This window comes from Polaromonas sp. YR568, assembly GCF_943372955.1.
Taxonomy (GTDB): domain Bacteria; phylum Pseudomonadota; class Gammaproteobacteria; order Burkholderiales; family Burkholderiaceae_C; genus Polaromonas.
Genome location: NZ_CALSAL010000016.1, coordinates 1 through 22,098, shown reverse-complemented (window position 1 = coordinate 22,098; position 22,098 = coordinate 1). Strand labels below are relative to the sequence as shown.

The 22,098-nt window shown below is 63.3% G+C and carries 22 protein-coding genes and 1 tRNA gene; 16 read left to right on the top strand and 7 right to left on the bottom strand.

The genetic code is table 11. The features are described 5' to 3' along the window. Positions 1–69 precede the first annotated feature (69 nt). The 7 genes from atpG to pdeM all read left to right on the top strand — a co-directional run bounded on the left by atpG (position 70) and on the right by pdeM (position 9,311). Complete coding sequence (atpG, locus tag AAG793_RS16610) at positions 70–936, top strand: F0F1 ATP synthase subunit gamma (RefSeq protein ID WP_341910193.1); 867 nt, start codon at positions 70–72, stop codon at positions 934–936. Between the two features lie 68 nt (positions 937–1,004). After that, positions 1,005–2,411 (top strand): F0F1 ATP synthase subunit beta, encoded by a 1,407-nt coding sequence (gene atpD, locus AAG793_RS16605; RefSeq protein ID WP_341910191.1) that lies wholly within the window; start codon positions 1,005–1,007, stop codon positions 2,409–2,411. A gap of 123 nt (positions 2,412–2,534) precedes the next feature. Continuing rightward, positions 2,535–2,951: a F0F1 ATP synthase subunit epsilon gene (locus tag AAG793_RS16600; RefSeq protein ID WP_341910189.1), complete on the top strand. Its 417-nt coding sequence runs from the start codon at positions 2,535–2,537 to the stop codon at positions 2,949–2,951. A gap of 183 nt (positions 2,952–3,134) precedes the next feature. Continuing rightward, on the top strand, positions 3,135–4,178 hold the full coding sequence (locus tag AAG793_RS16595) for a ligase-associated DNA damage response exonuclease (protein WP_341910187.1): 1,044 nt from the start codon (positions 3,135–3,137) through the stop codon (positions 4,176–4,178). Next, on the top strand, positions 4,175–5,839 hold the full coding sequence (locus AAG793_RS16590) for an ATP-dependent DNA ligase (RefSeq protein WP_341910185.1): 1,665 nt from the start codon (positions 4,175–4,177) through the stop codon (positions 5,837–5,839). Before AAG793_RS16595 ends, AAG793_RS16590 begins: the two co-directional genes overlap by 4 nt. After that, positions 5,836–8,592, top strand: coding sequence for a ligase-associated DNA damage response DEXH box helicase (locus tag AAG793_RS16585; RefSeq protein WP_341910183.1), 2,757 nt, complete (start codon positions 5,836–5,838; stop codon positions 8,590–8,592). The genes AAG793_RS16590 and AAG793_RS16585 overlap by 4 nt, the downstream gene beginning before the upstream one ends. Next, complete coding sequence (gene pdeM / locus AAG793_RS16580) at positions 8,592–9,311, top strand: ligase-associated DNA damage response endonuclease PdeM (RefSeq protein ID WP_341910181.1); 720 nt, start codon at positions 8,592–8,594, stop codon at positions 9,309–9,311. Before AAG793_RS16585 ends, pdeM begins: the two co-directional genes overlap by 1 nt. Positions 9,312–9,331: 20 nt before the next feature. Here the strand turns inward: pdeM and AAG793_RS16575 are convergent, their stop codons facing one another. The 3 genes from AAG793_RS16575 to AAG793_RS16565 are packed head-to-tail and all read right to left on the bottom strand — an operon-like array spanning position 9,332 to position 11,535. Further along, positions 9,332–9,877: a TPM domain-containing protein gene (locus AAG793_RS16575; RefSeq protein ID WP_341910179.1), complete on the bottom strand. Its 546-nt coding sequence runs from the start codon at positions 9,875–9,877 to the stop codon at positions 9,332–9,334. A 13-nt stretch (positions 9,878–9,890) separates the two neighbouring features. Then, complete coding sequence (locus tag AAG793_RS16570) at positions 9,891–10,826, bottom strand: TPM domain-containing protein (RefSeq protein ID WP_341910177.1); 936 nt, start codon at positions 10,824–10,826, stop codon at positions 9,891–9,893. 37 nt (positions 10,827–10,863) lie between these two features. Beyond that, positions 10,864–11,535, bottom strand: a complete 672-nt coding sequence (locus AAG793_RS16565) for a LemA family protein (RefSeq protein WP_341910174.1) — start codon at positions 11,533–11,535, stop codon at positions 10,864–10,866. Between the two features lie 205 nt (positions 11,536–11,740). Here AAG793_RS16565 and AAG793_RS16560 point away from each other — a divergent pair, with 205 nt between their 5' ends. From AAG793_RS16560 to AAG793_RS16550, 3 genes are read left to right on the top strand one after another with little or no spacing between them, the layout of a single operon-like run. Beyond that, the gene (locus AAG793_RS16560; protein ID WP_341910172.1) at positions 11,741–12,187 is read left to right on the top strand and encodes a nuclear transport factor 2 family protein; all 447 of its coding nucleotides are present in this window, start codon (positions 11,741–11,743) and stop codon (positions 12,185–12,187) included. An 18-nt stretch (positions 12,188–12,205) separates the two neighbouring features. Further along, positions 12,206–13,255, top strand: a complete 1,050-nt coding sequence (locus AAG793_RS16555; protein ID WP_341910210.1) for an alpha/beta fold hydrolase — start codon at positions 12,206–12,208, stop codon at positions 13,253–13,255. A 54-nt stretch (positions 13,256–13,309) separates the two neighbouring features. Continuing rightward, positions 13,310–13,939 (top strand): DUF2946 family protein, encoded by a 630-nt coding sequence (locus AAG793_RS16550; protein ID WP_341910170.1) that lies wholly within the window; start codon positions 13,310–13,312, stop codon positions 13,937–13,939. 58 nt (positions 13,940–13,997) lie between these two features. Here the strand turns inward: AAG793_RS16550 and AAG793_RS16545 are convergent, their stop codons facing one another. Then, on the bottom strand, positions 13,998–14,858 hold the full coding sequence (locus tag AAG793_RS16545; protein WP_341910168.1) for a c-type cytochrome: 861 nt from the start codon (positions 14,856–14,858) through the stop codon (positions 13,998–14,000). 340 nt (positions 14,859–15,198) lie between these two features. Here AAG793_RS16545 and AAG793_RS16540 point away from each other — a divergent pair. After that, positions 15,199–15,274 (top strand) — tRNA-Arg (locus AAG793_RS16540). A gap of 344 nt (positions 15,275–15,618) precedes the next feature. Further along, entirely contained in the window at positions 15,619–15,987 is a 369-nt protein-coding gene (locus AAG793_RS16535; RefSeq protein WP_341910166.1) for a hypothetical protein, read from the top strand. A gap of 309 nt (positions 15,988–16,296) precedes the next feature. Here the strand turns inward: AAG793_RS16535 and AAG793_RS16530 are convergent, their stop codons facing one another. Next, positions 16,297–16,548: a hypothetical protein gene (locus AAG793_RS16530; protein ID WP_341910212.1), complete on the bottom strand. Its 252-nt coding sequence runs from the start codon at positions 16,546–16,548 to the stop codon at positions 16,297–16,299. Between AAG793_RS16530 and AAG793_RS16525 the strand changes: the two genes are divergently transcribed. After that, positions 16,445–17,314: a tripartite tricarboxylate transporter substrate binding protein gene (locus AAG793_RS16525; protein WP_341910208.1), complete on the top strand. Its 870-nt coding sequence runs from the start codon at positions 16,445–16,447 to the stop codon at positions 17,312–17,314. The genes AAG793_RS16530 and AAG793_RS16525 overlap by 104 nt on opposite strands. 47 nt (positions 17,315–17,361) lie before the next feature. Beyond that, the gene (locus tag AAG793_RS16520) at positions 17,362–18,441 is read left to right on the top strand and encodes a GntG family PLP-dependent aldolase (RefSeq protein WP_341910164.1); all 1,080 of its coding nucleotides are present in this window, start codon (positions 17,362–17,364) and stop codon (positions 18,439–18,441) included. A 41-nt stretch (positions 18,442–18,482) separates the two neighbouring features. Here AAG793_RS16520 and AAG793_RS16515 read toward each other — a convergent pair whose 3' ends face one another. Next, positions 18,483–19,385 carry a LysR family transcriptional regulator gene (locus tag AAG793_RS16515; protein ID WP_341910161.1) on the bottom strand — a complete coding sequence of 301 codons (903 nt, stop codon included), beginning with the start codon at positions 19,383–19,385 and terminating at the stop codon, positions 18,483–18,485. A 261-nt stretch (positions 19,386–19,646) separates the two neighbouring features. On the opposite strand from AAG793_RS16515, the gene AAG793_RS16510 reads away from it, so the two are divergent. Further along, the gene (locus AAG793_RS16510; RefSeq protein WP_341910160.1) at positions 19,647–20,771 is read left to right on the top strand and encodes a DSD1 family PLP-dependent enzyme; all 1,125 of its coding nucleotides are present in this window, start codon (positions 19,647–19,649) and stop codon (positions 20,769–20,771) included. Positions 20,772–20,853: 82 nt separating this feature from the next. Continuing rightward, complete coding sequence (locus tag AAG793_RS16505) at positions 20,854–21,837, top strand: tripartite tricarboxylate transporter substrate binding protein (RefSeq protein ID WP_341910158.1); 984 nt, start codon at positions 20,854–20,856, stop codon at positions 21,835–21,837. 140 nt (positions 21,838–21,977) lie between these two features. Here AAG793_RS16505 and AAG793_RS16500 read toward each other — a convergent pair. Continuing rightward, the coding region (locus tag AAG793_RS16500; RefSeq protein ID WP_341909825.1) for an IS3 family transposase at positions 21,978–22,098 on the bottom strand (121 nt) is incomplete at its 5' end.

Genomic DNA, 22,098 nt, shown 5'->3' with positions numbered 1-22,098 from the left:
GGGGGCGCCGCTAGCGGCCCGGCAATGCCGGGTCCGTTGCGGCCGCGTGAACAGATGTAGGAGCTGAGCATGGCAGCAGGTAAAGAAATTAGAGGCAAGATCAAATCGGTGGAAAACACCAAGAAGATCACCAAGGCCATGGAAATGGTGGCCGCCTCCAAGATGCGCAAGGCGCAGGACCGGATGCGCGCTGCCCGCCCTTACAGCGACAAGATCCGCAACATCACGGCCAACCTGAGTCAGGCCAACCCCGAGTACACGCATGTGTTCATGGAGTCCAACGACGCCAAGAGCGTGGGCATGATTGTGGTGACGACCGACAAGGGTCTGTGCGGCGGCTTGAACACCAACCTGCTGCGCGTGGTGACCACCAAGCTGAAGGAAAGCCAGGCGGCCGGCCATGACACGCAGGCGGTTGCCATCGGCAACAAGGGTTTCGGATTCCTGAACCGCATTGGTGCCAAAGTGGTGTCGCACGCGACGCAGCTGGGCGACAAACCGCATCTGGACAAACTGATTGGACCGGTGAAGGTTCTGCTCGACGCCTACAGCGCAGGCAAGATCAACGCGGTTTACCTGTGCTACACCAGGTTCATCAACACGATGCGCCAGGAGCCGGTGGTCGAGCAGTTGCTGCCCCTCACGGCCGACCGTTTGACGGCCGACAAGGACCAGCATGGCTGGGACTACATCTATGAGCCGGACGCACCGACCGTGATTGACGACCTGCTGGTCCGTTACGTGGAAGCGCTGGTGTACCAGGCTGTGGCTGAAAACATGGCGTCCGAGCAGTCGGCGCGCATGGTGGCCATGAAGGCCGCCACCGACAACGCAGGCAGCGTGATCGGCGAGCTGAAACTGGTCTACAACAAGACCCGTCAGGCCGCGATCACGAAAGAACTGTCGGAAATCGTCGCCGGTGCGGCAGCGGTTTGATAGCGGGTTAAACCGCCACACCCGATTCCAGATTTAAAGAAACGTTAGAAACGAAAGAGGATTCAATCATGGCTCAAGCTCAAGGCAAGATTGTTCAGTGTATTGGTGCGGTGGTGGACGTGGAATTTGCGCGCGACCAGATGCCGAAAATTTATGACGCCCTCAAGATGGAAGGCTCGGCACTGACGCTGGAAGTCCAGCAACAGCTGGGCGACGGCGTGGTGCGCACCATCGCGCTGGGCACGTCGGACGGCCTGCGCCGCGGCAACATGGTCTACAACACCGGCGCCAACATCACGGTGCCTGTGGGCAAGGCCACGCTGGGCCGTATCATGGACGTACTGGGCGCGCCGATTGACGAGCGCGGCCCGGTCGACCAGACCCTGACCGCCCCGATCCACCGCAAGGCTCCCGCGTACGACGAACTGTCGCCATCGCAGGAACTGCTGGAAACCGGCATCAAGGTGATTGACTTGGTGTGCCCGTTCGCCAAGGGCGGCAAGGTCGGTCTGTTCGGCGGTGCCGGTGTGGGCAAGACCGTGAACATGATGGAACTGATTAACAACATCGCCAAGGCGCACTCGGGTCTGTCCGTGTTCGCTGGTGTGGGTGAGCGTACCCGTGAAGGCAATGACTTCTATCACGAGATGGCCGACTCCGGCGTCGTGAACCTCGAGAACCTCGGCGAATCCAAAGTGGCCATGGTCTACGGCCAGATGAACGAGCCCCCAGGAAACCGTCTGCGCGTGGCCCTGACCGGCCTGACGATTGCCGAATCCTTCCGTGACGAAGGCCGTGACGTGCTGTTCTTCGTGGACAACATCTACCGCTACACGCTGGCCGGCACCGAAGTGTCCGCACTGCTGGGCCGTATGCCTTCCGCCGTGGGTTACCAGCCGACGCTGGCCGAGGAAATGGGCCGCCTGCAAGAGCGTATTACCTCCACCAAGGTCGGCTCGATCACTTCCATCCAGGCCGTGTACGTGCCTGCCGACGACTTGACCGACCCGTCGCCTGCCACCACCTTTGCCCACCTGGATTCCACCGTGGTGTTGTCGCGTGACATCGCCTCGCTGGGTATCTACCCCGCTGTGGACCCGCTGGATTCCACCAGCCGCCAGCTGGACCCGAACGTTGTGGGCGAAGACCACTACGCTACCGCCCGTGCGGTGCAGGGTACGCTGCAGCGCTACAAGGAACTGCGCGACATCATTGCGATTCTGGGTATGGACGAGCTGGCCCCGGAAGACAAGCTGGCCGTGGCTCGCGCCCGGAAGATCCAGCGTTTCCTGTCGCAGCCTTTCCATGTGGCCGAGGTGTTCACCGGTTCCCCCGGCAAGTACGTGAGCCTCGCCGAAACCATTCGCGGCTTCAAGATGATTGTGTCCGGTGAGTGCGATCACCTGCCGGAGCAGGCGTTCTACATGGTCGGCACGATCGACGAGGCCTTCGAAAAAGCGAAAAAGGTGGCGTAAAGCGGCGCATTTGGGCGATCCGCGTTGTTGCTGTGCTCAATGTGCATCTGCACATTTCCGCGCAGCGCCTAGCGGCTCATCCCAACTGCTTGCTTTCCACTCACCTTTTACATTGGAGTACGTATGAGCACCATTCACGTCGACGTCGTATCCGCGGAAGAGTCCATCTTCTCGGGCGAAGCCAAATTCGTGGCCTTGCCGGGCGAGGCGGGCGAGCTGGGTATCTACCCGCGCCACACGCCGCTGATCACCCGCATCCGGCCGGGCGCTGTGCGCATCGAGAAGGCGGACGGCTCTGAGGAATTCGTCTTCGTGGCCGGTGGCCTGCTGGAAGTGCAGCCCGATTGCGTGACCGTGTTGAGCGACACCGCCATCCGTGGCAAGGACCTCGACGAAGCCAAGGCAACCGCTGCCAAGGCCCAGGCCGAAGAAGCCCTGAAGAACGCCAAGAGCGATATCGACATCGCCATGGCCCAGTCCGAGCTGGCTGTCATGGCCGCACAGATTGCCGCTTTGCGCAAATACCGCCAGAAAAAATAAGACCTTTCCGGTCTTCACGACAAAGCCCTTGAGCGCAAGCCAAGGGCTTTTTCTTTGGCCGTGCACCAGAGTCCCTGCGCAGCGTGGGCGCCGCCATGGCGGACCTGCGAAAGGCCGCCGCTGCCAGTACGATGGAGCGTTGTCGGCTCTTTGCTGCCCGACGCCGCTCTGCACACACCACGCATGGACCTGATCGTCGCCCGGCCCGAAGGCCTTTACTGTCCTGCGGGCGATTTCTACATCGACCCGTGGCGGCCGGTGGACCGCGCCGTGATCACTCATGCGCACTCTGACCATGCCCGTACGGGTCATCAGCACTATCTCGCCCACACCGACAGCGCCGGTATCCTGCGCGCCCGGCTGGGTCGCATCATGCTGCAAACCGTGACCTATGGCGAGGTGATCGAGCACCACGGCGTGCGTGTGTCGCTGCATCCCGCAGGCCATGTGCTGGGGTCGGCGCAGGTGCGTGTCGAGCACCGCGGCGAGGTCTGGGTCGCCTCAGGTGACTACAAGACCGAGGCTGATGGTACCTGCGTGCCTTTTGAGGCAGTGCCTTGCCATACGTTCATCACCGAGTCCACGTTCGGCTTGCCGGTGTACCGCTGGCCTGCGCAAGTTGAACTGTTCGCAGACATCAACGCCTGGTGGCGACGCAATGCAGACGAAGGTCGCAGCTCGGTGCTGTTCTGCTATGCCTTTGGCAAGGCGCAACGCATCCTGCACGGTGTCGATGCGAGCATCGGCCCCATCGTGGTTCACCGCGCGGTGGAGCCGCTCAACGCGGTGTATCGCGAAGCTGGCGTCGCGTTGCCAACCACACTGCGCGTCAGTGATCCGGCGCTCGATGCCGCGCTGCTGCGGCGCGCGCTGGTGCTGGCGCCGCCTTCCGCACAAGGCACGCCGTGGATGAAGCGCTTTGGCGCCTACGCTGACGCCTTTGCCAGTGGATGGATGCAGCTGCGTGGCACGCGCCGCCGCCGCGGGGTCGATCGTGGTTTCGTCATGTCTGACCACGCCGACTGGCCGGGTCTGCAACGGGCGATTGGCGGCACCGGCGCCGAGCGGGTGATGGTCACACACGGCAGCGTTGCCGTGCTGGTGCGCTGGCTGACCGAGCAGGGTCTGCAGGCGCAAGGATTCAAGACGGAGTACGGCGGCGACGATGCAGCCGATGTCGCCACACCGGTGCCCGTTTTTGAAGCCGCTCCCGAGGACGGCGCATGAAGGCCTTTGCCGCCCTCTACCGCGAGCTCGATTTGACCACCTCCAGCCTTGTCAAGCAGGCCGTGCTGCAGCGTTACCTGCAAGCGGTACCGCCCGCAGACGCCGCCTGGGCGGTGTATTTTCTGGCTGGCGGTAAGCCACGCCAGCTGGTGCCCACCCGCCTGCTGCGCGAGCTGGCCCGCGAGGCGTCCGGCCTGCCCGAGTGGCTGTTCGATGAAAGCTACGACGCGGTGGGCGATCTCGCCGAAACCATTTCGCTGCTGATCCCGCCGCCTTCGAACACGCAGGCGCTGGGCCTCGCCGACTGGATGGACCAGCACCTGCTGCCGCTGCGCCCGCTTGCCAAAAGCGCGCCCGATGCACTGGCCGCTGCGCTGCGCGCGCAGTGGCAGCTGCTCGCTGCCGAGGAGCGTTTGGTCTACTTCAAGCTCATCACCGGTGGTTTTCGCGTGGGTGTCTCGCGGCTGCAGGTCACGCAGGCGCTTGCGGCCGTGGCGGGCGTCGACGCCAAGCGTATCGCCCAACGATTGATGGGCTACACGCACATCAGTGCCCTGCCCACGGCCACCGCCTACGCGGCGCTGATCGCGCCGGAAAACAGTGGCGAGCTGAACCAGCAGACCAGCGGGCAGCCCTATCCCTTTTTTCTGGCGCATCCGTTCAACCAGCCGCTGGCGCAGTTCGACGAGGCACTCGGCCCACCCGACCACTGGGTGGTGGAATGGAAGTGGGACGGCATTCGCGCGCAGCTGGTGCGGCGCGCCGGTCAGGTCTGGCTGTGGTCGCGTGGTGAAGAGTTGGTGACCGAGCGCTTCCCGGAGTTGGCGACGCTGGGCGATGCGCTGCCCGACGGCACGGTGCTGGACGGCGAGGTCGTGGTCTGGCGTGAGGGGCGGGCGCAGCCCTTTGCCGAATTGCAAAAGCGCATCGGGCGCAAGACCCTCAGTGCGAAATTGCTGCGCGACATTCCGGTGGTGTTGCTGGCCTACGACCTGCTGGAGTGGGAGGGCCGTGACCTGCGCTCGCAGCCTCTCGCCGAGCGGCGTGCCGTGCTCGACGCACTGGTGACGCAACTGCAGCACCCGCAGCTGGTGGCCAGTGCGCAGCTGCAGGGCGACAGCTGGACTGACCTTGCACGCCAGCGGGAGGCGGCGCGCAGCCTGGGTGTCGAGGGCATGATGCTCAAGCAGCGACAGTCGCATTACGGCGTGGGCCGCACCAAGGACGTCGGCACTTGGTGGAAGTGGAAGATCGATCCGCTCAGCATCGATGCCGTGCTGATCTACGCGCAACGCGGTCACGGCCGGCGTGCCAGCCTCTACAGCGACTACACCTTTGCCGTGTGGGACAGTCCGCCCGGGCAGGATGGGCGCAAGCTGGTGCCTTTTGCCAAGGCCTATTCAGGGCTGACCGATGCCGAGATGGCCAAGGTCGATGCGGTGATCCGCAAGACCACGATCGAAAGCTTTGGCCCGGTGCGCAGCGTGCAGCCCACGCTGGTATTCGAACTCGGCTTTGAAGGCATTGCGCGCAGCAGCCGCCACAAGAGCGGCATTGCCGTGCGCTTTCCGCGCATGCTGCGATGGCGTGAAGACAAGCCGGTGGAGGAAGCCGACACACTGCAGACGCTTGCAGCCTTGTTGCCAGGGGCATCCCCATGAGCAGGACGCCGCAAGCGGTAGTCAAGCGCGCGCTGGACGCCTGGTTCGCCGCGCAGGGCTGGAAGCCTTTCAAATTCCAGCGCGAGGTCTGGACGGCCGTGGCCGCAGGGCAGTCCGGCCTGCTGCATGCCACCACGGGTGCTGGCAAGACCTATGCGGTGTGGCTGGGCGCCTTGATGGCGTTCATGACTCCTGCGAGTCTGCCGAAGAGTCTGCCGAAGAGTCTGCCGAAGAAGGCGGTGGCGTCCACCCGAAAGCCCGTCGTTGCGCCACTCACGGTGTTGTGGATCACACCGATGCGTGCGCTCGCCGCAGACACCTTGCGCGCCCTGCAACAAGCGCTGGATGTTCTCAACGCGGTGCAACATGACGACAGCTCGCCTGTATTCAGCCCGTGGAGCATCGGCGCGCGCAGCGGCGACACGACATCCGGCGAACGCAGCGCGCAGAACCAGCGCCTGCCCACCGTGCTGGTGACCACGCCCGAAAGCCTGTCGTTACTACTCGCTCGTGCAGATGCACAGCAAACGCTAGGCACTGTGAAGATGGTGGTGGTCGATGAGTGGCATGAGTTGCTGGGCAACAAGCGCGGTGTACAGGTTCAACTCGCCTTGGCAAGACTCAGGATGTGGAGCTCCACGTCGAGCGGCACTTTTGGAGACGCGATGACCGGTCCCGTGATTTGGGGCATGTCCGCCACGCTTGGTAATCTGGGTGACGCCATGCGCACGCTGCTTGGCCACGATGGCGGCACGCTTGTCGAGGGTGCGGTGCCGAAGAAGCTCGTCGTCGACACCTTGCTGCCTGCACAGGCCGAACGTTTTCCGTGGGGTGGTCATCTGGGCCTGAGCATGCTGCCGCAGGTGGTGGACGAGCTGGCGCGCAGCCCGGCCACGCTGGTGTTCACCAACACCCGCTCGCAGGCCGAGATCTGGTACCACGCCCTGCTCGATGCACGGCCCGAATGGGCGGGGCTGATCGCGCTGCACCATGGCTCTCTGGACCGGGAGGTGCGTGAGTGGGTGGAACTGGGCTTGAAGAAAGGTGAGCTGCGCGCAGTGGTGTGCACCTCCAGCCTCGATCTCGGGGTGGACTTTCTGCCGGTTGAGCGGGTGCTGCAAATTGGATCGCCCAAGGGCGTGGCGCGGCTGCTGCAGCGCGCTGGCCGTTCGGGCCATGCGCCGGGGCGGCCTTCACGCATCACGCTGGTGCCGACGCATAGCATTGAAATCATCGAAGGTGCTGCAGCGCGCGCTGCCGTGTCTGCCGGGCAGATCGAGGCGCGTGAATCGCCACGCCAGCCGCTCGACGTGCTGGTGCAGCATCTGGTCACGGTGGCGCTCGGCGGTGGTTTTGTGGCCGACGAGCTGTATGCCGAAGTGCGCAGCACGGCCGCTTACCGTGAGCTCACGCCTGAAAGCTGGGGTTGGTGCCTGTCGTTTGTGCAGCAGGGCGGACCCTCGCTTGCGGCCTATCCCGACTACCGCCGCGCGGTGCCCGACGCGCAGGGCGTCTGGCACGTGCCCGATGCACGGCTGGCGCGCCGGCACCGTATGAACATCGGCACCATCGTCAGCGATGCCAGCATGGTGGTGCAGTACCTGGGCGGCGGCAAGATTGGCACGGTCGAAGAGAGCTTTGCGGCGCGCATCAAGCCGGGTGACTGCTTCCTGTTCGGTGGACGCTTGCTGGAGCTGGTGCGTATCCGTGAGATGACGGCGTGGGTCAAGCGGGCCAGTGGCAAGCGCCCGGCGGTGCCGCGCTGGAGCGGGGGCCGCATGCCGCTGTCCACCACGCTGGCTGACGCGGTGGTGCAGCAGCTGGAAAGCGCTGGTGGGGGCCGATTCGATTCGCCGGAGCTGGTCAGCCTGCAGCCCTTGCTTGATCTGCAGCAGCGCTGGTCGGCCCTGCCAACGCGGCAGACATTGCTGGCCGAGTTGCTCAGCAGCCGTGAGGGCCATCACCTTTTTCTGTATCCGTTTGCCGGCCGCCATGTGCATCTGGGCCTTGCCAACCTGATTGCATGGCGCGCGGCGCGGCTGGCGCCGCTCACGTTTTCCATCGCGGTCAACGACTACGGCTTTGAGCTGCTCAGTGCCAGCCCGGTCGATTGGCCCGTGCTGTTGCCACAGGTGCTGGCGGTGCCTGCAGGCGGCGAGCCAGCGCTGCTGCAGGAGGTGCTGGACAGCCTGAATGCAGGCGAGCTGGCGCAGCGGCGCTTTCGTGAGATTGCGCGGGTGTCGGGGCTGGTGTTTCAGGGCTTTCCGGGCGAGAAACGCAGCAACAAGCAGTTGCAGGCCTCGTCGTCATTGTTCTACGAGGTGTTTCGCAAGTACGACCCGGCCAACCGCTTGTTGCTACAGGCCGATGAAGAACTTCTCGCGCAGGAGCTGGAGATTGGCCGTCTTCAGGCCAGTCTGCAGCGCATCCACGCGCAGCGGCTGGTGGTCAAGGCGTTGGCACGGCCCACGCCGTTGTCGTTTCCGCTGATGATTGAGCGGCTGCGCGAGCAGCTCTCCAGCGAAAGCCTGGCCGACCGGATTGCCCGCATGGTGCAGCAGCTCGAAACGGCAGCGGGTGACGGGGCAAACGCTGATGCCCCTCTGAACGATGGTGAACAGGCTGTGCAGAAGGTCCGGCAGTCGCTGGCCTTCGGTCAGGACACGCTGGCCAGCCCGGACAAGCCCCCGCGTGCTTCGCGCCGCAAGCCTTCACGGCCCTCAAGGTCCTCACGGCCTTTACCGCCCTTGTGATGTCTTCAGCAAATCCGAGAGCTGTCGGCCAGCCGCTGGCCATCACGCAGGCTGGCGAGACGCTGTGGCTGCTCCCCGAGCGCGCGCTGTGGTGGCCGCGCCTGCGCACGCTGTTCGTGGCCGACCTGCATCTGGGGAAAGCTGCCACTTACCGCGCCCTGGGCCAACCGGTTCCGGCAGGGACCACAGACGAAAATCTCGCTCGCCTCACCGGTTTGCTTACCGCTTATCCGACGACACAACTGGTGTTTCTGGGCGACTTCCTGCATGCCGCGCAGGCGCGCACATCGTCGGTGCTGCAGGCCTTGACCCTGTGGCGCGAGACCCATGCGGGGGTGAACTGCACCCTGGTGCGTGGCAATCACGACAGCCGCGCGGGTGATCCGCCAGTGGCGTTGGGCATTGCGGTGGTGAACGAGCCCTGGCCCGTGCCGGGTGCGAAGACCTTCCTCGCGTGCCACCACCCGCAGTCGCAACCCGGGCACACGGTGCTGGCGGGGCATCTGCACCCGGTACTGAGCCTGCGCGGACTCGGCCGTGACCGCTTGCGGCTGCCGTGCTTCAGTGTGGAGCAGGGCCAGATCGTGCTGCCCGCCTTCGGCGAATTCACTGGTGGCTGGCGCGTCGATGCGGCGCCGGGGCGGCAGCTGTACCCTGCGGGTGGTGGGGCGGTGTGGTCCTTGTCGGGCACTGACGTAGCGCCGACCGGTTTGCGCTGAACGCCATCGATTTAGGTGATCTACTGCAGCACCGGTGCGTCTGGCAGATCGTTGGGGTTGCCATCCGGCGAGCCCCCGGATGTTGTCTCGAAGTGAGCCATCAGCACGGCAGAGGTTTCCTCCAGCGCCTGCGTCAGCCCGTCTTCGTAGCGCCCTTCGCGGAAGGCGGCCGACATGCGTGCCACCATGGCTTGCCACTGCGCTGTGCTCACATGCCGCGACAGCCCGCGGTCGGCGACGATTTCAATCGCGTGCTCGGCCAGCAGCAGGTAAATCAGCACGCCGTTGTTTTGCTCGGTGTCCCACACGCGCAGCTTGCCGAACATCGTCACCGCACGCTGCCGTATGACGGTGCTCATCGGCGTTTGCTGGCCCAGCCGCCACAGGTAGCTGACGGGCAATGAGGCTTCCACGCAGATGCGGATTTCGCCGCTGTGCCGGTGTTCACTGGCTTTCACGCGACGCGCCAGCCGTTCCAGCATGTCGGCGGGAATGGCGTTGCGGGTGTCTGAGGTGTCCAGCCACACATGTTTCAGCCACGTCTTGATCAGCTTGATGATGCCCATGTCGTGTCCCCGGCTACCAGTCCCCGGAGGCGCCACCGCCACCGAAGTCGCCACCACCGCCCGAACTGAATCCGCCACCACCGGAGCCGCTGCTCCAGCCACCGCTGCTCGATCCGCCATAGAACCCTCCGCCATGACTGCGGCTGGACGAGACGCCGCGCGCCAGCGAACCCAGACTGGTCACCAGCGCAAACACCATGCCCGCCACTGCAGCCGCACCAGCCACCAGCAGGCTGCTGGTGAAGACCCAGGCCAGCACGCCGACAGCGCCACCGGTGGCGACCGAGCCCAGCTTGCGTCCCAACACGCTGGCCAGAAGCCGGCCGCCGATGGGCACCGCAAAAAACAGGAACACCGCCAGATCGGTCCAGTCGAAGCCATTGACGAGTGCATTGCCGGTAGGCGCCGTTGGCGCAGGCAGGTTCTCCCCGCTGATGCGCGCGATGATCTGGTCGGTGGCGGCATCCAGTCCGCCAGCGAAGTCGCCCTGCCTGAAACGCGGCGTGATGGCCTCGTCAATGATCTGTTTCGCTGCCAGGTCGGGAATGGCGCCTTCCAGCGCCTTGGTGGTTTCGATGCGCACCTTGCGGTCATTCTTGGCCACCAGCAGCAGCAAGCCATCGCCCACACTCTGGCGGCCGATCTTCCAGCTGTCGCCGACTCGCTGGGCGTAGGCGGCGATGTCCTCCGGCTGCGTGGTGGGCACCATCAGCACCACCACCTGCGCGCCACGGCTTTGCTCGAAGGCTGCGAGCTTGGCTTCCAGCGCCTGAACACGGGCAGCATCGAGGGTGCCGGTGCTGTCCATCACCCGGGCGGTGAGGGCCGGCACGGGCAGCACGTCCTGCGCCACGGCGGCAGTGCCGGGCAGCGCCACGGCAAGCGCCAGTGCCCAGGCCGCGACCGCACCGCTCCACGGGCGACGCCAGCAGTCGGTCAGGTGTGCCATGGACAGATTGCGCAACCGTGCGACGAGCAGGCGCTGCTTATTTCTTGTTGAAGTCGACCACCGGTGGCGCCGAAATCTGCGCCTCGTTCTGCACTGCGAAGTTGGGCTTGACGCTGTAGCTGAAGACCATCGCCGTCAGGTTGCTCGGGAAGCTGCGCGCCAGCACGTTGTACTCCTGCACCGTCTGGATGTAGCGGTTGCGCGCGACGGTGATGCGGTTCTCGGTGCCTTCAAGCTGCACGCGGAGGTCGCGGAAGCCCTGGTTGGCTTTCAGGTCGGGGTAGCGCTCGCTGACCACCATCAGCCGGCTCAGTGCGCTGCCCAGATCGCCCTGCGCCGCCTGGAATTTGCTGAAGGCGGCCGGGTCATTGAGGGTTTCCGGCGTGACCTGGATCGAGGTGGCTTTGGCGCGCGCTTCTATCACCTTGGTCAGCGTGTCCTGCTCAAAGGCTGCCTCGCCCTTGACGGTGGCGACGATGTTGGGTACCAGGTCGGCACGGCGCTGGTACTGGTTCAGCACCTCGGACCAGGCCGACTTGGTCTGCTCGTCTAGGCGCTGGAAGTCGTTGTAACCGCAGCCGGTGAGTAGCAGGGCCAGGGTGGATGCTGCGAGCAGTGCGGTCCAGCGGGAAAAATGAGAAGTACGGGACGTCTGGGAGGCGACGCCACGGGAAGTCACGGCACCGGAAATCATCGAACTGGAATTCATCAGGAGTCCTCCTTCAAGGCAGGCCGCAACACTAACATAGTCAATCGGCGCGCCGGTGTCAGACATCGCGCCAGAAATCGCGCCAGAAGCCCTGTGCACGGCCGGCGCTGTCCATGAAACAATACAGCCGGGTGCCCGCACGGGTTTCCCGTGGCACCGTCGGCAACCCTGCCGGCTCCCCGTGACCAGACCGATGGATCGACCGATGCGAAAACCCAAAGTCTCTCCAGCCAGCACCGGCAATGCGGATGACATCGAGGCGGCGTTTTACGAGGCCCTGCAAAGCGGCGACATTGAAAAACTCATGGCCTGCTGGGCCGACGAGGACGACGTGGTCTGCGTGCACCCGGGTGGCGGGCGTCTGATCGGGTTGGGCGCTATTCGTGCCAGCTTCGATGGCATGTTTGCCAACGGCACGATCCAGGCGCGGCCGGAGAAAGTCCGGCGCGTGGAAGTGATGGGGGCCAGCGTGCACAGCGTGCTCGAACGCGTGGACGTGCTCACCGAGGAAGGCCCGCGCCACGCCTATGTGATCGCCACCAACGTGTACCACAAGACCGCACAAGGCTGGCGGCTGGTAGCCCACCACGCGAGCCCCGGCACCCCGAGCGAGATGCAGGAGGTGTCAGAGACGCCGCCCGTTCTGCACTGACACCGGGTGCTTCGCACGATGGACTATTCGGCGCCCTGGTGGCTTCCAGGCGGCAATCTGCAGACCATCTGGGCGGCACTGCGTTCGCGTCGCTACCTGGGGCCTGCGCCACAGTTCAGGCGTGAACGGTGGACCACGCCTGACAGTGACTTTGTGGACGTTGATTTTCTGGTGGACGTCCAGTGGCAAATTTCCGCCGGGCCGTCCCAAGGAAAATCAGGCCTCTTGGGGAACAGCGCACTACACGAAACGAAAAGCGCTGGGGTACAGCCCCTGCTGGTCGTGTTCCACGGTCTGGAGGGTTCATCGGAGAGCCATTACGCCGAGGCCTTTGCCGACGCCGCGCGCTCGCGGGGCTGGGCCTGCGCGATTCCGCATTTCCGGGGCTGTTCGGGCGAGCTGAATCTGGCGCCGCGTGCCTACCATTCGGGCGACTTTGCCGAGATCGACTGGATGCTGTCCACCTTCGCGCAGTGCCATCAGGGTCCCATCGTGGCGGTGGGTATTTCACTGGGCGGCAATGCGCTGATGCGATGGGCGGCTGAAATGGAAGGCTCCGCACGCCAGCGTGTCGCTGCTGTGGCGTCGGTGTGTTCTCCACTGGATCTGGCGGCCAGTGGCTGGGCCATCGGGCGAGGCTTCAACCGGCTGGTGTACACCCGCATGTTTCTGGCCAGCATGGTGCCCAAGGCGTTGAAGAAACTCGCGCAGCACCCGGGTCTCTTCGACCGCGACCGCCTGCTGGCCGCCAAAGACCTCTATGCGTTTGACAACATCTTCACCGCGCCGCTGCACGGCTTCAAGGACACTGACGACTACTGGGCCCGTGCATCGGCCAAGCCCCACCTGCATCGCGTGCAGTTGCCGGCGCTGGCGCTCAATGCGGTGAATGATCCGTTCGTGCCTGCCTTCAGCCTGCCTACAGCGGCCGATGTGAGCGCCCATGTCAGCCTGTGGCAACCGGCGCAAGGCGGGCATGTCGGGTTTCCTTCGGCGCCTTTCCCGGGGCATGTGCGTGCCATGCCTGAAGCGGTGGCCGAGTTTCTCGCGCAACACCTGCCGCCTTGACGGGCTCTGTCGACCGGGGCCGCGCCTGCGGCGGCAGCGGCGCAAAATACACCCATGGATGACATTGTTCGGCAAGCGATTGCCAAATGGCCTAACGTACCCGACTGCTACGGCTGGCTGGGGCTCGACGCGCGCGGCAACTGGTACATGCGTGACGACCGCGCGCAGGCTGCCGGCCCCTTCGCGGGCGATGCGACCAGCGGCGACCCGCCCGACGAAGCCCGACAGCGCGCCAGCAAGGGCTCCCGTCTGCAGCACGACAAGCTGATCGACTTCATCCAGCGCAACTATGAAAGCGACGCGCAGGGCCGCTGGTTTTTCCAGAACGGGCCACAGCGCGTGTATGTGGAACTGCAGGCCACGCCACTGGTGCTGCGTGTCGGCCCGGCGCCTGACTTTGCAGTCACGGCGCACACGGGCGAAGCCGCGCGCGCACAGCGCTGCGTGGTTGACGAACTGGGCCGGGTGTATCTCGACACCGACCTCGGGTTCGGCCTGGTCCACACGCTGGATGTGGCCAGCGCCGCCGAAGCGGTGGAGCAGGGCCTGTGGGTTCCCCAGGTGGTGCAGGCGTCCGATTTGCCTGCGCGCTTCGGTTATGTACGAAGTCCGCAGGCTTTGCAGATGACCGCCGCGCCGCCTCAAGCTGCAGGCATGAGCGCCATGCAAAAAGCCGGTCAGTGACCGGCTTTTTATTGGGGTTGGCAGCAGTTGTTGCTGATCGCGTGGCCTGGCTTGCGGCTTACTTGACCGCATTCACCATGTACTGCACGGCGGCCTTGATTTCTGCATCCGAGGCGGTTGAGCCACCGCGTGCGGGCATTGCGTTCTTGCCCTTGATGGTGCTGGCCGTCAGTGCGTCCACACCTGCGCTCAGGCGAGGTGCCCATGCGGCCTTGTCGCCAAACTTCGGCGCACCGGCCACGCCAGCAGCGTGACAGGCCGAGCACACTTGGCCATAGACCGCAGGCGCAGCGCCACCGGCAGCAGCGGGAACGGCCGCTGCAGGCTTGTTGGCGCTGGCGAGTGCTGCGACCACATCAGCGGAGGGGGCGGCTGCGGCCGGGGCTGCCGCCGCAGGTGCCGCTGAAGCGGCAGGCGCAGCAGGCTCGGGAAACTTGGCACCGACGGCTGTCGTCATGTAGGCAACGGCGCGGCCAATCTCGATGTCGTTGAAATCACCACCCGCCTGCGCTGCCATGGCACCCTTGCCCTTGAGGGCCGAGTTCCACAGGGCATCAAAACCGGTTTTCAGGCGCGGAGCCCATGCAGCCACGTCGCCGAATTTGGGTGCGCCGGCAGCGCCGATGCTGTGACAGGCCAGACACTGGGCCTTGTACACCTCTTCACCCGATTTGAGGGGGCGATTCGCATCGCGAATTTCCACGCTGCCGACCTTCTGCAGGCGTTGGGCCACGGATTTCTCGGTGTCCACGGCGCCGGGAGCGGTCTTGTTGGCCGAGGCCACGTAGTACACCAGACCAATGATTCCGAAAACCGGCACCACAAAAGAGAAAAACACCGCAGCCAGCAGTTGCTTGGGGGTCTTGATGGGGCCGGTATGGGCTTCTTCGTGGGCCGTGGTGTGGTCGTTTGCGCTCATGGCGTCCTCAAAAAACTGGAATCAGGGGCGATGCAGTGCTCGTTGTCAGCGGCGGCGAGTGCATTCGCCGCGCCGCGAGGCAGCCTGTCAACAGCCTCACATTATAACTTGGCCCCGGAAAAAACCGGCTCTCGCCCGGTCGGCTGATAGAATCGTTGGGTGCGCAGCAGCTCTGCCTGCGTACCCTGACAGCATCCTGCAACGCCACCACGGCGCCCTGCCAGGTGCGTCATGTTCCCAGCGTTGCGGCTGTAGCTCAGTGGATAGAGTATTGGCCTCCGAAGCTTATGGTCAGGCCGGCCCTGTGCGAAAATCTGAGTAACGGTCTTGTTGAAGAGTTGCGGCTGTAGCTCAGTGGATAGAGTATTGGCCTCCGAAGCCAAGGGTCGTGGGTTCGATCCCCGCCAGCCGCACCAGACAACGATCTCGCTATAGATTTGCCGGTTATTGCCGCCGGAAATCCAATTAGACCAAGGGTCATTTTCTAAAAAATGACTTACTCGGGCTGATGGTCATCGCGAAGACCGCTTCTTTGTCATGGCCCACCGGTGGCCCGTCCTTAGCCCACTGATTCTCCGGTGACACCTTCATATCTTGCTGTATGACCATTGGATCACTGGCCCATCAATAACGTGTCGTGTCGGCGCGCTTGATACTACGTGTGTCCTAGGAGCGGCCTACTGCTTGTTGCAACCCACCCCGGCATAGTGTCCGGACTTAGCGCGTAAGTCCGAAGTCCATTGCGCAGAGTGAGTGACTGGTGTTCAGAAAAATTCGTTGGGTAGAGTGGCGCTGCATCGAAAGTGTCTCGGGCCTGAGCCAGCATGCGCTGCTGGTCGATGTGTTTGCCAAGGTGCTAGCCGACAACCTAGGCTCCTTGTTGTGTCAGGCGGCCAGCGAGGACGCCGCATTGCCATCGCGTCAGCGCACCTGCAATCGCGCCTATGCCGCACCTTGCCTTCAACGACTGCTGCCTCGCATGGTCATGGGCTGGGGTTGCCTGAGTGCCTTGCTTGACAAAGTGATGGGATTGCTCGCGGCCAATTCTCACCGGCGTGTTCCGGATAGATCTCAGCCCAGACCGAAAAGGCGTGTAAAACCGCATCCAAATATGGCTTACAAGGGATGACTGCGGCTTAAGTTCGGTGGATTGTAGCGGCAGCGGGGGCCCCGCTCCGCGCAGGTAGCTTTCACGGGCTTGCCATTCGCGCTTGGGCTTGCAGCCAACGGCTGTAGATCGAAATATCAGCTGCGGTTCGCCGACCGCGCCAGCCGCCAGGATGATGCCTGGAAATCAGCTCGCAGGCCCATCGGGGAAGGCTATTCAGACAAGCGGAGCCGCTTCTGCAAGCCACGGAAGTTGAGTGTTTCTCACATTAGACGTGTGAGAGATTCGCTTGTCTGATCAAACAACGCGGCAGAGAATTGCGGAAACCCATCACCACCCCTTCACTACCTCGAGACAAAACATGAAGTCTTTCAAGACAAGCACGAGCAGAAGAGCCTTTTCAATCATGTGCGCTCTCGCGTTCGCGTCGTTCGCCGGACCAAGCGGCGCCGACAGCTTCCCTTCCAGGCACATCAGAATGATTTCACCGAGCCCGCCGGGTGGCGGGACCGATGCAATGTCGCGGCTGGTCGCGGCCAGGCTGACCGAGGCCGCCAAATGGCGGTTGGTCGTGGAGAACATGCCGGGGGCCGGCAACAATATCGGGCTGAGAGCAGGCGCCAGGGCAGCGCCTGATGGATACACGTTGGTGATGGGCGAGACCAGCAATCTCGCGGTGAATCCGTTTCTGTTCAAGAAGCTCGATTTCAGTGCTGTCGATGATCTGGTCCCAGTCGCCCTGATGGGCACGGGGCCGCTTGTCCTGGTGGTTCGTACAGAAAGCCGCTTTGACAGCGTCGCCGCGGTCCTCGAGGCGGGGAAGAAAAACGAGCTGTTCTACGCGTCGTCAGGGAACGGAACCGTCGGTCATCTGGTGGCCGAGAGCCTCCGGAACACTGCAGGCATCAAACTTCAGCACGTTCCGTACAAAGGCGCGGGTCAGGCGATGGCCGACCTCCTCGGTGGCCAGGTGGACCTGTATTTCGCCTCTCTGACCGCCGCTCTGCCACAGATCGCGGCAGGCAAGCTGAGACCTCTAGCCGTGACGTCGGAGAAGCGGCACAACGCGCTGCCCAATGTGGCCACCTTCGGCGAGAAGGGCTTCCCAGGGCTGTCCTACACGGTGTTCTACGGGGTCGTGGCTCCAGCCGGCATCCCGGAAGCCGTGTTGAACTTGCTGAACAAGGAAATCAACAGCGCACTGGATACCGACGAAGTGCGTGCCGTTTTCGCCAAACAGGGAATTACACCCCAGCTGATCTCGCGCGGTCAGTTCGCGTCATTCCTGGCAGCAGAGCGGGCCAAGTGGGCAGCTGTGGTCAAGACAACGGGGGCGACCGTTGACTGACCGGCGGTGTGGCTTGCGCGGTAAATATCTGGGGAAGAAGGCGTTCGATGGCGGTGCCTGATCGTTCCATGCCTTGTGCGGGCTCCAGGGCGTCGCCGATTGACCTGCGAAGCGACACGGTGACGCAGCCGACAGAGGCGATGTACGAGAGCATCTTGAAGGCACCGCTCGGCGACGACGGGCTGGACGGTGATCCGACAGCAGTGGAACTGGAGTGCTCAGTTGCCGCGTTGTTGGGTAAGGAGGCCGCTCTCTTCGTCCCCAGTGCGACCATGGGGAATCTGGTGGCCATCCTGGCGCAGACCACTCGTCAAGATGTCGTCGCAATGGAAGCGTCGTCCCACATCTACATCGCAGAACGTGCCGCCGCGACACTGACCGGCGCGTTCTATGAGCCGATTGCTGGAACCGCAGGGGCCATGAGTCTCGACAGACTTGAGTATGTTCTGACGGAGCACCGGGGCAGGCTCAAGACGGGTCTTGTCTGCATGGAGACATCCCACAACAACGCGGGCGGGACAGCCCTGTCGCTGGCCCATATGCGGGAAGTCTTTGACATGTCCAAACGGCATGGCGCCAGCGTCCATCTGGACGGTGCCCGCCTGTTCAACGCTGCCGTGGCTTTGCGTGTCACGCCTGATGCGATCGCGGCTTGCACCGACACAGTAACGATCTGCCTGTCGAAGGGACTTTCAGCTCCCATGGGCGGTGTGCTCGCTGGCGCAAACTCCATCATCGGGAAAGCTCGTGCGATCCGCAAGATGTTAGGTGGCACGCAACGTCAAGTGGGAATCGCGGCTGCTGCCGGTCTGGTGGCCATCAACAGCATGGTTGCCCGGCTGGATGATGACCACAGGCGAGCGGCGCTTCTGTCTCAAGGTCTTAATGCGATCGACGGCCTCACTGCGAGCCATCCCCAGACAAACATCGTTCAGGTCGATGTGAGTGCGACCGGTTCTGATGCCACGCATTGGGCGGCAAGCTTAGGGCGGATGGGAGTTCTTGTCCGTCCATGGTCAAGATCACTTCTGCGCTGCGTCACGCACCGACATCTAAGCGACGGCGATGTGGAGGCAGCGGTACAGGCATTCACGTCCGTCAACAGCAACGAAGCGGATGCAGCGTAAACCGCCACAGGCGCTCCGATATAGGTCCGTGGATCCGGCGCCTAGGCGCTGCGCGCATCCAAACTGGCCCTTCGATTCGCAAGGACCGACAAGAACGCGTCTCGCGCGGCATTCACATTGCGGCTGTCTTCATCGGCCTTGCGGCGAACAAACGATAGCTGCCTCGATGGACCGTTGCGGCCTAGCGGAACGACACGCAGGTCGTACGAACTGATGAGCTGCTCCCGGGGAAGCGGCACGACAGAAATTCCCAGCCCCTGAGATACCATTGCGACGATGGCGTCGATTGATCCCAGTTCCATGAAGGCTCGTGAACCCGGGGCAACACGCCTGACATATTCCGCTGCGATGCGGCCGCCGGTGAGCTGCCGGTCATAGCCGATCCAGGCCGACTTGCGCAGTAGATCCTGCGGCCTCGCGTCTTTCACGCCGGCCGGAGCCAGCATGACAAATGGCTGCTTTGCCAGGTCTTCCCAGATGAGCCTGGAAGAGGCGCCCGCTTTGGGCCGTACCAGTGCAGCTGCATCGAGCTTGCCGGCGTTGACAGCATCGAGCAGATCTTCGCTGTCAACCAACGAGGAGACGGACACCTCGAGCGCCAGGTGCTCGTCCTTCAGAGCGCGCAGCACGCATGGCAGCAGATCTGACTGAATGCTATTGATGGCGCCGAGTTGCAACCTTCCAGCCACGGTGAGCGTCGGGCGCGTCCGCAGCGCCTGGATGCGCGACGTAGTTTCCCGTGCAAGCTGGCCGAGTTCCAGGGCGAAAGAAGTCGGGCGGCTCAGACGCGAGGAACGGTCAAACAGGGGCTTGCCGAAGTAGATCTCGAGTTGCTTGACCTGCAGGCTGACGGCGCCGGGGGTGCAGCCGACCACTTCAGCTGCCGCAGTGAAGCTTCCCTTGTCGAGAATGGCTAACAGGGTGGCTAGATAGGAAATCTTCAACAAAACGGCGTCCTTCACGCGCACATCGGGGCGCTTCCATGCTCAATCCGTCGAGGGTGTGTGCTGCTTGCAGCAGTCAGCGCTTGCGGGCTGAACGACGCCCTGCTGCGCGGAACATGTGAAATATAAGGCATGCCAGTCAGCGCAGGCGATGGTGTTCCCGGCCACCACGCTGAAGACGCCGGTATTGTGAGAGAACCTCAACTTTCGCCAGACAAAGTCTCGTTTGACTTCAACGTTCGCGGCTTCCTAAGATGCCGCATGCATCAACTTCCACCCGCCCAGCCCGGTATGAGAGAAACGGACGTCGAAACGCCGGCGTTGATCCTCGATCTCGACGCATTCGAGTTCAATCTCGACACAATGGCACGCACGGTTGCGGGAACCCGTGTCAAACTTCGCCCCCACGCCAAGACGCATAAGTGCCCCGTCGTCGCGCAACTGCAAATGCGCCGTGGCGCTATCGGGCAGTGCGTGCAGAAGATCGCAGAGGCAGAGGCCATGGCTTGGGGAGGCGTGAACGACATCCTCGTGACCAATGAAATCGTCGACCCACGCAAGCTTGCGAGGCTAGCCGCACTGTCTTCCATCGCCCAGGTGGCTGTGAGCGTCGACAGTCTGAAACACATCACACTCATCGAGGCTGCGGCTCAAGCCGCCGGCATCAGGATGTCCGCTTTGATCGAGATCGACGTCGGCGCGGGGCGTTGCGGAGTGGCGCCGGGCGCCGAGGCCGTCGAACTCGCCAGGCATATCGCGAACTCACGTCATCTCGCCTTTGCAGGACTACAGGCATACCACGGCACGGCACAGCACTTGCGCAGTGCCGCAGATCGGCGCCAGGCCATCGGCAAGGCCATTCTGGCTTGCGAACAAACGGTCGAAGCTCTGTCTCGATCCCGCATTCCATGCGGGATTGTCTCCGGCGGCGGAACGGGCACGTTTGAGCTGGAAGCAGCTTCCGGCGTCTACACCGAACTGCAAGTTGGCAGCTATTGCTTCATGGATGGCGACTATGCGGCGAACCTCGAAGAAGACGGCCAGCCGTTTGGCCTGTTCCAGCACTCCCTGTTCGTCCTGGCTTCAGTCATGAGCACCACAAAGCCGGGGCTGGCTGTGCTGGATGCAGGACACAAGGCTGTCGCCATAGAACGAGGCCTGCCAACCGTGTGGCAGCAACCGGAGCTTCGCATCGTTTCGGCAGCGGACGAGCATGCGCGAATGGAATATCCCCCGGCGCTTGCGGCGCCAGAACTTGGTGAGAGGTTTCGCCTTGTCCCACGACACTGCGATCCCACGGTCGACCGTTTCGATTGGTATGTCTGCGTCAGAGCCGGCCGGGTCGAGAGTGTTTGGCCCATCACAGCCCGGGGCGGAATGCAATGAGGCCTGGCGATGCGCAAGGGTGCTGAAGCAGTGCGCACCGATCAAGATCGGCGACCCATTTACTTGATAACGGAAAAATCCCATGAAAAAACTTACGGCTTCGTGCCTCATCAGCATCTTTGCGGTGTTGCTGCCTCCCGCCACTGCAATCGCCCAGGCTTCGGCCCCACTCTGGCCCGCCAAGCCCATCACGCTCATCGTCGACAGTGCGCCGGGTAGTTCAAACGACGCATTTGCGCGCGCCATCGGCAAGCGCCTCCACGAAGCCTTGGGACAGCCAGTCGTTGTCGACAACAAACCGTCAGCCGGGGGGGTGATCGCCAACGCACTGGTAGCCAGGGCCGCGCCCGATGGCTATAGCCTGGTGTTGCTGTCAACCACCTTCACCACCGTCGCGGCAACCCGGGCCAATCTCCCCTACGACGCTCTCAAGAGTTTCAAGCCGGTAGCGCGTCTCGCGAGTGGCCCTCTGCTCGTGACTGTTTCAGCCGACTCCCCCTACAAGACCATCGGAGACCTCGTGAGCGCTGCCAAGGCGCATCCAGGAAAGCTGAACTACGGAACATCCGGCGTGGGCGGCATCAATCACTTTGCCGCCGAGCTGTTGTTGGGCTCCGCGGACATCAAGATGACGCAGGTGCCCTACAAGGGGATCAGCCTAGCCATTACTGACATGATCGGCGGCCAGATCCAGATGGTGGTTGCCAGCGCGGCTTCAATGCTGCCCCATGTGACGAGCGGCAGGGTACGGGCGCTGGCGGTCACCACAGCGGAGCGCTCACCACTTGTGCCCGATCTGCCATCACTCGAGCAAGCCGGCTACAAAGGCAGCGCCAGCGAACTCTGGTGGGGTGTGCTGGCACCAGCAGGGACACCGCCGGCGGTGGTGGATCGCCTGAACGCCGAGATCAACAAGATCGTTCTTTCGGCCGAGATGAAAGCGTTCCTGCTCAAGCAAGGGGCCGAGCCGGCGCCGATGAAGCCGGCCGAATTCGAAGACTTCATCGTGGCGGAAATCAGTCGCTGGAAGAGCATAGCCGCCGCGACCGGCATCAAATCGGAGTAAGGCAGTCGGGATGGCTCGCACGAAAATTCAGTCCCGCAGCCAAGCGGGTGAACTGCCGCGGTTCGCAAAGGAATAACTTCCCCTGTTGAATTCCATCCAATCTTGACCCCGGGGGGATGCGGATATTAACTTGGACTGGTTTATGTTGTAAATCCAAGGCTCTCCCGGTATTCGATGGGGCTGAGAGAGCCAAGAGATATCTTGATCCGCTTCTCGTTGTACCAGCGGATGTATGAGTCTAGTACCTGAATGAACTGCTCA